This is a genomic window from Vibrio sp. 10N.247.311.13, from assembly GCF_041467595.1.
GTDB classification, from domain to species: Bacteria; Pseudomonadota; Gammaproteobacteria; order Enterobacterales; family Vibrionaceae; genus Vibrio; species Vibrio crassostreae_C.
On the sequence record NZ_JBFSUX010000052.1, the window covers coordinates 24054 to 36667 of the forward strand.

The 12614-nt window shown below is 44.9% G+C and carries 8 protein-coding genes and 1 pseudogene; 5 read left to right on the forward strand and 4 right to left on the reverse strand.

Annotated elements, in window-relative coordinates; all coding sequences use genetic code 11:
- Positions 1-5 precede the first annotated feature (5 nt).
- Positions 6-710, reverse strand: a complete 705-nt coding sequence (locus tag AB6E52_RS17945; protein ID WP_372090690.1) for a helix-turn-helix domain-containing protein — start codon at positions 708-710, stop codon at positions 6-8.
- A gap of 836 nt (positions 711-1546) precedes the next feature.
- Here AB6E52_RS17945 and AB6E52_RS17950 point away from each other — a divergent pair.
- Positions 1547-2068, forward strand: coding sequence for a hypothetical protein (locus AB6E52_RS17950; RefSeq protein WP_016784558.1), 522 nt, complete (start codon positions 1547-1549; stop codon positions 2066-2068).
- 11 nt (positions 2069-2079) lie between these two features.
- Positions 2080-3765, forward strand: coding sequence for an LruC domain-containing protein (locus tag AB6E52_RS17955; protein WP_102321042.1), 1686 nt, complete (start codon positions 2080-2082; stop codon positions 3763-3765).
- A gap of 119 nt (positions 3766-3884) precedes the next feature.
- Here AB6E52_RS17955 and AB6E52_RS17960 read toward each other — a convergent pair whose 3' ends face one another.
- Complete coding sequence (locus AB6E52_RS17960) at positions 3885-4415, reverse strand: 3'-5' exonuclease (protein WP_102321043.1); 531 nt, start codon at positions 4413-4415, stop codon at positions 3885-3887.
- Between the two features lie 87 nt (positions 4416-4502).
- A pseudogene (locus AB6E52_RS17965) lies at positions 4503-6033 on the reverse strand (diguanylate cyclase domain-containing protein).
- A gap of 350 nt (positions 6034-6383) precedes the next feature.
- Between AB6E52_RS17965 and AB6E52_RS17970 the strand changes: the two are divergent.
- From AB6E52_RS17970 to AB6E52_RS17980, 3 genes are all read left to right on the forward strand, one after another.
- Positions 6384-7016, forward strand: a complete 633-nt coding sequence (locus AB6E52_RS17970) for a DUF2760 domain-containing protein (protein ID WP_017060436.1) — start codon at positions 6384-6386, stop codon at positions 7014-7016.
- Positions 7016-8965 (forward strand): Hsp70 family protein, encoded by a 1950-nt coding sequence (locus tag AB6E52_RS17975; RefSeq protein WP_102321044.1) that lies wholly within the window; start codon positions 7016-7018, stop codon positions 8963-8965. The genes AB6E52_RS17970 and AB6E52_RS17975 overlap by 1 nt, the downstream gene beginning before the upstream one ends.
- 153 nt (positions 8966-9118) lie before the next feature.
- Positions 9119-11971, forward strand: coding sequence for an Hsp70 family protein (locus AB6E52_RS17980; protein ID WP_102321045.1), 2853 nt, complete (start codon positions 9119-9121; stop codon positions 11969-11971).
- Between the two features lie 171 nt (positions 11972-12142).
- On the opposite strand, the gene AB6E52_RS17985 is transcribed toward AB6E52_RS17980, so the two are convergent.
- Entirely contained in the window at positions 12143-12358 is a 216-nt protein-coding gene (locus AB6E52_RS17985; protein ID WP_102321046.1) for a hypothetical protein, read from the reverse strand.
- Positions 12359-12614 lie beyond the last annotated feature (256 nt).

Genomic DNA, 12614 nt, shown 5'->3' on the forward strand with positions numbered 1-12614 from the left:
ATCGGCTATCCTCGCTCATCGTCATTGTCGTCATCACAAGAGAGCGATTTAAACTGATGGCTCATCTCTTTCCAGCGCCCGTTAGTCAAAGCAACGGCTTGAATGTTCTGACATCCAACGCCAATGCGATGTAGGTAGAGTGACTCAACACCGAGCTCTGACACAGTATTCAACTCGGTTAAGAGCTCTTGATCAAAATTCAAACTGTCGTGATAAACATCCATACCGCGATAGCTCGTCTTATCCATAAAAAAAGCAAACTGATAAAAAAGCATGAGAAGAAATCCGCTGACTAATATTCCTGAGATACGAGATCGATGACGCGCGACAAAATGCTGCACCTGACGCTGTTTATACGAGTCTGGTTGCTTCGTTAAGGCTGACTCACGTTCATTGTCACCACGCTCAGTACTCGAGCTCTTTGATACTAAGGGTTCTTTAAGCGCTTCAACTCGAGGCGATTCATATTGAGGTACTTCAACTTGAATAGCCGAGGTGGGTGTTGATAGGTAGCCACCAAGCTGTTGAGGTCTGCTAAAACTGTACCCTTCCTTTTGCACCGTTAAGATTTTGCAATCACACTGAAGCGAACCTAATGCTGTACGAATGTTCTTAACTGCAACATTAAGCGAACTGCCCGTCACCACCCTGCCCGGCCAACAATGCTCAAGCAAGAAGTCACGACCCACAGCTTTGGGGCTGTTCTTCACTAGGAACTCAAGAATCAAGGCTTCTGAGGGAGACAAAGTCACCCGCTTGTCCAAGTTCGAATCAATGAGTGTGTTGTTAATCATCTCGATACCCGAAGCGTCTAAGATGATTTTTTCAGGGCTACTGGCGTTCATTTCGGCGAGGTGTTCATAAATAAAAAGGTCATCAAAAAGGTGTTTGCTTGGTTATTCTAATGCCAAGCTATACATAGAAAAGAGTGGCGCGAAGTTTAACCAATAATTCAGTCAAATATAAGTTCGACGAGTAACAAGATGAAATAACGACAAGGTGAGTCAGTCACGTAAACTCACTCACCTTTAAACATAGCCAAGGTTTAACTCTAAACTTGCCATGGAATAGACAGGCCTGATCATCGCTTTTTGGTTTGGCTTCTCTTGTGCTATTTGTTTTGGGTGAACTAACGCTACCATCTAGCTCTGCCCAATCAAGGTCGAAACCTGCGATTTAATATTAATTAAAGCGCTTCTGACATTTATTAAGAATTAACATTCTTTTCATTCTGTTTGTGTTGATGTAAAAACCGATACCCACCACCTATTGAACAAGAGAAATACCAGTCAAATGTCTCTTATTACAGATTCAACTTTCCTCACTCAGCATTCGTGAAAACTGAATCCAATTCCCTATCAAATCTCATTATCAGGCCGTCATTTATTCGTTATCGTCAGATTGATTCTCTAATTGAGATGCTGATATACAATTAATTTCAAACCACATCAAAAAATCAAATTTTTCCTTTTTTATCAAAAACATAAAAACTGGCACAGTCATTGCTCTTTAAGTTTTACACGGCCTCAATTAATTACGGAAGATTATGATGATGAAATTAAAAACACTCCTCTTAACATCGGTCACATCAATGTCTCTCATCGCCTGCGGCGGTGGTGGTGGCGGGTCCGGCAGTTCTGGTGGCGGAGGTGGTGCAAGCGGCTCAACTGACAGCGCTGCGAGTCCTGCCGCAACAGCTGCCAATACGACTTTTGTTGATATTGCTGTACCGGACAGTTTTGAGTGGCGTGGAACGGCTTCGCGAACAATGAGCGTCATTGTCGTCAGTAGTTTTTCATACAAAGACGGTGAGCCGGCTCCAATTCGCGGTTCCCACATCATCAAACTATACAGCGTGACCTCAGACCAAACAGATTCTCAAGCCTTCTACTCTGGTATGTCGAACCGCGATGGTGAATTAGTGAGTGACTTTAGCATTCCAACCAACTGGGAAGGATTGGAAATCGTTGCTCAGGTGCGTGGTCAAGAGTGTAGAAGTACCGTTGACCTAGATAACGTCACTACTGATTTGCTAGTTTCTTGCGACATTGTTCTGGATTCTGACTAAGGATAGCTGCCATGAAAAATATTAAAAAATCTCTAATGGTGATGGGTTCAGTCGCTATGTGTTCTTTCTCGCAACAGACGTTTGCAGCTGCAACAGAAAACACAACAACCACTAACGGTGATGGCTCAATAACAGTGACTCAAAAGATCGATGCAAGTAGTACCTCACCACATTACATCGCGCCTTCTGGTTATGGTTTCGACATCTACAGCCGAGCAAACGAAGACTACTCTTGGCAACATAATTTAACGGTCCCTGATGGCGCACAGATTACCGCAGCGACACTCACTATTTACGCTTATGATGTTGATTCAGAAGCACACCACGGAGAAAACGGAGAATACGACAGTATCGCTGTTGACGGTTCTTTACTTACTCCCGGGTTCTTACAAGGTACCAACAATAACTGGTCGACAACCGTTTTTGACCTCCCTATCGCTTCACTTGACGACAGTCTTGTGAATGTAGACCTAGATATTGATGTGAATAACGACGGTTGGCTAACCACGCTGGATTACAGCCTTATCAGTGTTACTTATGTCACCATTGCTAATACCCCTCCTTCTACACCAACTCTAAGTCGCAGCACTGGACTCGGTGATAATGACGACTTGGTTGTGACAGTAACCGGTCCAACACCGGAAGACCCAGACGGTGATTCTGTAACTTATAGCTACCGTTGGTTTGTCGATGTAGGTCAAGGGTTCTATGTGGATGATGAGTTTGTCGGAAAAAATGACAACAGTAATGCCACGTTGCCGGCCAGTGAAACTGAAGTTGGAGAACTTTGGAAGGTTCAGGTCATCGCTATTGACCAGAATGGGCTGATCAGTGAAATCGCTGAGATTGCATGGCCTTCAATTGGGGATAGTGACGGTGATGGTGTATCAGATGCAAACGACTACGCACCAAACGATCCGACAATCGCTTTCTATAGCCGAACACCAACCAGTGGATGGTACACATTAGCCTACGAAGATTTATGGCCAAATGAGGGTGACTACGATCTGAATGACTTTGTTAGCCACTACGCATTAGGTGTTTATACAAACGCGAATAACCAAATAACTCGTTTTGATTACTACGGCCAAGCTATTGCTCGTGGAGCGGCTGAAGACAATGGTTTCGCTATTTCGTTAGCAGGGCTTGAAGACACGGATGTCACTTCACTGACCAAAACATACAACGGCTCTACCGCAGCGTTAACACCAGAGGCCGGTCACTCAGGCGAGTTGGTATTTGTTGTGATTGATAGTGTCGCGGCGATGCTGCCAAGTACAAGCACTTATAGCTTTTACAACACAGAGTCAGGTGATGCACGAAGCTTAATCGATTACAGTGTCTCGCTGGTGATTGATGGTTCAATTCCTGCGCTAAGCAATACGGATTTTAACCCGTTCATATACAAAGGCAACGCGAGAGGTAGAGAGATTCACTTGATGAACTATCCAAATACAGATGTAGCAGATACCGCAATATTCGGTGCTGGTGATGATGATACAGTAACAAGTGAAGGTGAATACTATCAAAACACGACTGGCCACCCATGGGCTCTAGATATCCCAGGCCAATGGTCTCACCCATACGAACGTATTGATACTTGTGAAGCATATGAACATCTAACCACGTGGGCAGAGTCTGGCGGTACACTTCAAACGGACTGGTTCACATCACCGACAGGGTCGAAGGTATGGTAAGTAACTCGAGCTTGGTCATTAAAAAATGAGTTAATCTTTAGAAATACCGATAAAAATTAAACCAAAAAGCCATCTACAAGTAGATGACTTTTCTATGTTCGGGTGTTCACTGCTGCTATCTAGAGCATCGTTAACGCCAACTTCGCGAGGTTATAAGCATCGACATAACCCGAGTGCTGACGACCTTCCCACTCAATATTTTTGGCTTCTTGAGCAGCGCGGTGACCAATGCGTTTGTCTTTCAAGCGATTCTGAACACGGTAAAGCGTTGCGATGTTTAAGAACTCGCTAAACGGAGGCTCGATGCCTTTTTCAATACACTCTTTGTGTAAGATAAGGTCGTCACGTCCCCACGCTGCGTAGATTTTTTTGGGACCACCAAAGTTCTTAATCATCGACTTGATGACAGACTCTAATGGGCGACCCTGCTTTTCGATTTTACGAGGTGTAATGCCCGTTAACTCGGCACAGAATAGAGAGACTTCGTCTTTCTCTGGCTTAACGTAGTATTGTGCTCGCTTCACGATAGTACCGGATGCTAGATCAATCTCAGCAAGACCAACTTCAATGATCTCTCCTGTTGTTCCCACACCGTCTTCGCTCCAACAGCACATTTCCAAATCGAAACACACCACTCGATTGTGATTCATACGTCGCCTAATTCTCTCGTCAAAAATTTCGTGAAATTGTACATGAGCCTAATAAAGAACTCGACCCCAGTTGCATCAAGTGCTCATTTAGCCTGCAATTGTGACTCGATTTCGGCCATTTGACTTACTTAGGTATAACATGCTGTCAGTTTTTTGAAGGAGCGCTTCAATGTCTTCATTAGTGCGGATGGTAGCCCCGATGCTTAGAGTGCAACTCAATAGCTGGCCAGAATGCTCGCAATGAGACTCACTCACCGTATCTAAAATACATTCTAAATAGCGAGACAATGAGTCATGTTCAGTGATGCTCGAAATGATACCGAACTCATCCCCTCCCATCCGGAATAGGTTATCTCCAGACTTCAAGCTCACTGAGATAACCTTAATCACATGAATAAGTAACGCATCACCGGCTGGGTGCCCAAACTTATCATTGATCTCTTTAAACTTATCAACATCAAACACTATTAAGCTAAACGGCTCATCGCTTTGTATCGATTGACCAAGCATCTTATTAAAAGCTCGGCGATTATAAATTTCCGTTAAACTGTCATGATTGGCAAGAAAGCGAAGTTCTTCTGTTCTTTCATCAATCATTCGATATAAGCGCTCTTTCTCTCGAATTTGCAGGTTCACAATATAAGCAAGCAGTAATGAGATAGTGGTACCAACTATGCCGATTCCCGCCAACACTAAGTAACCATTAAATGAAATACATGCATCTATCTTGATAGTCGATAATCCATTCACGGTTAGTTAATGTAATCGTCTTTGTAATGTGCTGCCCAGTTACCGCTTCATAACCATTGGTTTCGAACATTATCGGGGCATCTTCAGCTTCAAATCCGCTATCGGTAACACGCACATAAACGTCCATATCGCCGACAGTAGATGCCAGAAGTTTCTCAAAATAGTATGTGGTACGAACAACACCAATCACAACCCCTAACAAATTGTCCGTTTGACCATCAAACACAGGGTGGTAGACCAACATTCCGCTCTTAGGTGTGTTGCTGTCTAAACCGTCTTGCAACAGACGAACTTTGTCTGAAATATTCGCTTCACGTGTTTTTTTAATGTTATCAATGACCAGATTAAACCGCTCACGAGAAGAGTAAAAACCCAAAACACCGTTGTTCACTGGATCATTCGGATAAATATCTGTCGCGATAAATACGGGCTCGCCATCCAAGACATAACCATAAGTTTTTGGCCCATGTTTAGGGATAGTAAACATTCTATAGGATGGGTATTGAGCTTTCATTTTGGCGGTATGCTCGGCGATATCTTCTACCGCTACTTTTTGCATCCACTGCAATCCGATCAGGCTTTTCGAACCGTTAATCGTTTGCTGAGCAAATCGATCCCGACTATCGACATCATTAGAATAGAAAAAATTTGCACCGGAACCGATATAAGCGACATCGTTATCAATAAACGCTTTTAAACTGAGCGTTTGATGCTGAGCAAAGCTATCCAGATTCTCATTCAAAGACCTATTTTGATTCGCCGCAACCAAAACAAAACACAACACCGTCATCAAAAATGTGGCAAAAAAGACAACTAACGGCAAAGTTCGTTTCTTCAACCCTGTTATAGGGTCGGTAGTGTGGGGCATACAGCTTCCCATATGATGTTATTTTGAGTCGAAAGTATACACTGCCGGAATGCTAGGCTCTATTTATCTTTGACTCTCACAATGGGATAAAACTAACACTATTTACAACCCATGGACATTTACGGCTAATAAACCAACAAATCTCGATTAACTTTTAAGCTAACACACCAAAAACCCACTTGATTAAAAACATTAAATACCACTCTTAAGCCTTGAATATGCTAGTATCCATCCATATTTATAGCTTGAAAGTGACCGTTTCGGCTTAGTGCCAATGAGTTTCTTTCCAACCTGTATATTCCTTTGAACCGACGAATATACCGTTAAATCAATTTTAAAGAGAAATCACTATGATCGTTGATTTGAACCTAATCCCACAAACGTTTGATATGCTTCACGCAGGCCTAACTGCATCAAGCGTTTTACTACTGTTAATTGCCGTTTCTCGTAAAACCAAAGTGGTTGAGAAAGTCGTAGAAAAACCAGTAGAAAAGGTCGTTGAAGTTGAAAAGCCAGTTGAGAAAATTGTCGAAGTAGAGAAAGTAGTAGAAGTTGAACGTGTGATCGAAAAAGTAGTAGAAGTTGAATCTAAGCTTGCTACAGCACCAACAGACTCTGCAATGCAGCTACTGTCTATCATGCAGCAAGAAGCGCGCCTTATCGACTTCTTAAAAGAAGACCTAACGTCATTCTCTGATGAAGAAGTTGGCGCAGCAGCTCGTGTTATTCACACTGGCGGTCAAAAAGTATTGGCTGATTACGTAACGCTGTCTCACATCCGCACTGAAGATGAAGAAACACGTATCACTATCGCTGAAGGTTTCAACCCTCAAGAAATTCGCCTAACTGGCAACGTAACGGGCAATGCACCATTCAACGGCACACTAGTTCACAAAGGTTGGAAAGCAACTGACATGAACCTGCCTAAGCTTGCTGAAAACTACGATGCATCTGTAATTGCACCGGCAGAGGTGGAGCTATAATGGAACACCAAAGTCATTCAGCTCAAGAGCCATCTTCTCAAGAGCAAAACCAGGTACCCAAGTTCAGTGTTGGTATCGATTTAGGTACTACACATTGCGTTTTGTCTTACATAGACACAAGCAATGAAGACGCTCGCGTAGAGGTGATGCAAATCCCTCAACTGACGGCGCCAGGTACAGTAGAAACTCGCAGCCAACTTGGCTCGTTCCTATACCAACCGCACGAACATGAAATGAATGCGGGCTCTCGCGTTCTTCCTTGGTCTTCAGAGCCAAAAGCGCTAGTGGGTGCAATTGCTCGTAACCTTGGTTCTAAAACCCCTATCCGTTTGGTAGCAAGTGCAAAATCTTGGTTATGCCACGGTGGTGTTAACCGTCGCGATGCTTTCCTTCCTGCAGGCAGCCCTGAAGAAGTTGAAAAGGTATCTCCGCTTAAGACAACTGAATTGTACCTTGAGCATCTTAAAGACGCATGGAACCACGCAAACCCAGAACACAAACTGGCAGACCAAGATGTAACGATCACGGTTCCAGCTTCGTTTGATCCTGCGGCTCGTGACCTAACAGCAGAAGCTGCACGTAATGTTGGTTTCACTCACCTAACGCTTCTAGAAGAGCCCCAAGCGGCTCTTTATAGCTGGATTGATAACAGCAACGACACATGGCGTGATGAAGTGAACGTTGGTGACATCGTTCTTGTTGTCGATATCGGTGGTGGTACAACCGACCTTTCGTTAGTTGAAGTAACACAAGATGACGGTAACCTAAGCCTGAACCGTATCGCAGTAGGTGAACATATCCTACTTGGCGGCGACAACATGGACTTAGCACTGGCTTACCGCTTGAAGATGAAACTGGCGCAAGAAGGCAAAGAACTGGCTCCTTGGCAGGTTCAAGCTATGACTCACGCATGTCGTGATGCGAAAGAAGCACTACTAAACGATGCTGAACTGCAATCTGTGCCTATCGTTGTTCCAAGCCGTGGTTCTAAACTGCTTGGCGCAACACTGAAAACAGAACTGACTCAGCAAGAAGTACAACAAACATTGGTTGATGGCTTCTTCCCTAAAGTTGCTGTGACTGAACACCCAGTTCAAAAGACGCGTGGCGCATTGACTCAAATAGGTCTGCCTTACGCTCAAGATGCGGGTATTACTCGTCACATTGCCGCTTTCCTTTCTAAGCAAGCCAATGCGCTTTCTGGAAATAGCGAAACGGCTCAGCAAGACTTCAACCCATTTGCAAACATGCCCGGTATGCCAGGTGCAGAAGCGCCAGCGGCAGACTTCATCAAGCCAACAGCAATCCTGTTCAATGGTGGTGTTCTAAAATCTAATCTACTTGCTGATCGCCTTTCAGACACGATCAATGAATGGTTGATTAACGCTGACGCTGAATTTGCGAAGCAACTTTCAGGTTTGGATCTAGACCTTGCGGTTGCAAGTGGTGCTTCTTACTACGGCGCAGTACGTCGTGGTCAAGGTGTTCGTATCCGTGGCGGTATTGCATCTTCTTACTACGTAGGAATCGAGAGCGCGATGCCAGCAATCCCAGGTATGGCTCCTCCAATGGAAGCACTATGTGTTGCACCGTTTGGTATGGAAGAAGGCTCAAGCGTTCAAGTACCTAGCCAAGAGTTCGGTCTAGTGATTGGTCAGCCAGTACACTTCCAATTCTTCGGTTCAACAACTCGCCGTGAAGATGAAGCAGGTACTCACCTTGATCACTGGGCACCAGAAGAGCTCGATGAACTTCCTGAAATCCAAGTGACACTGCCTGTTTCTGAAGGCCGTCGCGAAGGTGAAGTGGTTCCGGTGACTTTGGCTTCTCGCGTTACTGAGCTAGGTACCTTATACCTAGAAGCTATTGCTACTGACAACGGTCAGAAGTGGCACGTTGAGTTCGATGTTCGTGAAGACTCGAATAACGACTCAAACGAACAAGCATAATGAATCAACGGCACCTTAGCGGGTGCCGTTACTTTATCAATGCATTTCTCAATCTAGTCCTGCCTGTTTCTCAGGAATGACGTTTACGAATAACAACAATAAGACCAAAGCTATCAAAAAACTGGTCATCACTCTGGAAGAATAAGGTTTTGTATGGCAACTCCTCGTTTTTTAGTCGGCATTGACTTAGGTACAACCAATACGGTTGTCGCTTACTGTGAAATCAACGACGACCTACAACATGCTCCTGTTTCTCTTTTCGATATTGACCAACTCATCGGCCCCGGTGAAGTGGTTCGCAAGCCCCTACTTCCATCCTTTCGTTACCACCCTGCACAAGGTCAAATATCCCCTTCAGACCTGACTATGCCGTGGGAGCCAAGTCCAGTTGAAGGCGATATTAAGAACGTTATCGTCGGTGAATGGGCGCGTGAATTGGGCGCTAAGGTTGAAGGTCGCCAAGTGTCGAGTGCTAAAAGCTGGTTATCACACCAAGCGGTTGACCGTAACTCAGACATTCTCCCTTGGGCAGGCGCCGCTGATGTCGATAAAGTATCGCCAGTTGTGGCGAGTGCAAGCTACCTGAATCACATTCGCCAAGCATGGAACTACCGCAACCCAAGCAACAAACTTGAAGACCAAGATGTTGTAGTGACGGTTCCGGCTTCATTCGATGAAACAGCACGTAAGCTGACACTCGAAGCCGCAGAGCTAGCCGGTTTAGGCAAGAGCCTCTTACTCGAAGAGCCACAAGCAGTTTGTTACGACTGGTATGCACGCCACCAGCAAACGGCTGCGGAAGAACTCCAAAAGATCCCGCTTATTCTAGTGTGTGATGTTGGTGGTGGTACCACCGACTTGAGCTTAATTGAAGCCAAATTCGATGCAAATAGCGATTCGAGCAATGGCGGAAGTAACGAGCTAACACTCGACCGTATCGGCGTTGGTGAACACTTGATGCTCGGTGGTGACAACCTCGACTTAGCACTTGCTCACCTTGCTGAGCAACGCTTCAATCAAAACAAAAAGCTGAATGCCTCTAGCCTAACCAAACTGATTCAGCAGACTCGCGCTGCAAAAGAGAGCCTGCTTTCTGCCAATGCACCAGATGATGTGAAGATCACCATGCTAGGTAGCGGTTCTAAACTACTTGGCGGAACTAAGAGTATTGGCTTAACCAAACAAGAAGTTCATCAAATCGCATTGGAAGGCTTCTTCCCACTGTCAGAGTTTACTAAAACACCAGACAAACGTCGCAGCGCCGTGGTTGAATTCGGCCTGCCTTACGTTGCCGACCCAGCGGTGAGTAAGCACGTTGCAGAATTCCTAACTACGCATCAACAAGTGTCTAAAGCCGCATTGGAAAACTCAGATTCTATTGAGTTCGATGACACCAAACCGGCAATTCCTGTGGGAGTGTTGCTTAACGGTGGTGTGTTCAATAGTGAGCTTGTGACTGAACGTATTACTCAACTTCTGGGTAACTGGAACGGCTCTCCAATCACAGTATTAGATAACCCTCATCCCGATTGGTCTGTTGCGTTAGGCGCGGTTGCCTTTGGTAAAGCTCGCCGTGGCGCGCAGCTAAAAATCGGTGGTGGTGCTGCTCGTTCTTACTTCTTGCATCTACAAGAGAAGAACAAGATGGGTAAAGCGCTTTGTCTACTTGCCAAAGGTACCGAAGAAGGCCAAGAGATCCGCTTAAACAGCCGTCGTTTCTCTCTGACATTAGGCGAGCCGGTTCGTTTTAACCTACTGACTTCAACACATGATCAAATAGCTCACGACACCGCAATTCAAAACGGCGTGATGGTCAATGTGGATGCCGATTTGTTCTCTCCTCTTCCACCTTATATTTCGACCTTGGAAGGCTCAGGTACTGCAGAGCTTCAAGCCAACCAAAAAGAGCGTGTTGAAGTACTGCTCGCTTGTCAGTTAACCGAAGTCGGCACATTGAAAATGGAGTGTGTGAGTATAGAAGATGACTCTAAGCGTTGGTTGCTTGAGTTTGAAGTAAGAAACAAGCAAGGCGATGAATCTGATACCTCCGCGCTTCACCCAAGATTGGAAGAGTGTAAGGAGTTGATTTCTCGCCTGTACAGCGGCAACAAGAAGAGTGCTGAATCGAAAGAGATCAAAACACTATCGAAAGATCTTGAGAAGCGACTAGGTAAACGCGATGAATGGGACTTCACGACCCTTCGTCATCTATTTGATACCTTCTCATTAGGTCGTAAACGTCGTCGCCGCTCAGAAGCACACGAGAAGAACTGGCTACGTTTGGCGGGATACTCGCTACGTCCTGGCTTTGGCGATCCGACTGACTCATGGCGTATCGAACAGATTTGGGGCCTTTACCAACAGAACATTCAGTTCAAGAACCACCAAGGCTGGACAGACTGGTGGGTATTCTGGCGTCGTGTCGCTGGTGGGCTAAACCAAGAGCAGCAAGAGAGTATCTTGGCTGACATCGCTAAATACCTTCACCCAGGTGCAATGAAGAACCCTAAGACAGCCAAAGATGCGCAAGATAATGGTTATGAAGCCATGGTCCGTTTAGCGGCGTCACTTGAGCAACTTGAGGTTGAAGACAAAGTGCTGCTGGCAAGTTGGTTCTTAAGCAAAGCGATCAACCATAACCAATTTGAACAGGCTCACTGGTGGGCGCTAGGACGATTAGCATCAAGAACGCCTTTGTATGGCAGCCAACACAGCGTAATTCCTAGAGAGCAAGCTGAACAGTGGTTACCAAAACTGCTTGAACAGAACTGGCAGAAAGAGCAGATGATCGCCTTCGCAGCGGTGATGATTTGTCGAAAAACCGGTGACCGTCAGTTTGATATCTCTGACGACTATCGCAATCAAGTGATTGAGAAGCTTAAGCAAAGCAAGGTACCTGACTCATGGTTAACACTAGTGAGTGAAGTGACTGAGCTTTCTGAGAGTGAATCTAAGCGTGTGTTTGGTGATGCGTTACCAAGCGGATTAAGCCTAATCAATAACTAGGTTTGAAAACGATTAGCTTTCGTTGCTAATGGTAAAGAAGCTAGCAAGAAAAGAAAAAGCCACTTTCGATTCGTTGAAAGTGGCTTTTTTATTGGTGGCTTAAGGCTGGTATGTGTAATCGACTTATAGCTTTTTGGTTAAGAGCCTTAGCCGTGTTGCAGTTCATCATTGTTAATGTTTGGCTCCAGTTGGGTTGATAGGAAAATCCGTATTTTCATAAATGTCAGATAGTTTTTTCGGTTTATTCTCTTTTGCTCCTTTGTTCGATTGATTATGAGTTTCGCTTAAAAGCCATTCCTCATGCATTTTTGCTGAATCCAAAAACTCTGGATCCTCCATTGCTTCCTTGCGAAGTTTATTTACACGTTCGAGAGTATCCCAAATCATAATACTTCACCTCCACTAAGGCAGTAATATAAAGATAGCTCAACCCCATGAAACTTCAACTAACCCAATGAGATAGCGATCTCAATTTCGTAATTCACTCGCTTTAAATGAGTGGATATGGTCACCTTTAGTTGGGCTCAAATAGTGGGTCTTTCCCCATGATCTTCGAAGATCATTAGGCACAAAAAAAGCGAGCTCGATGCTCTAATGCCGTTCACTTAAGAGTGAACGGCATTTTTGTTCTTAGCATACCGTT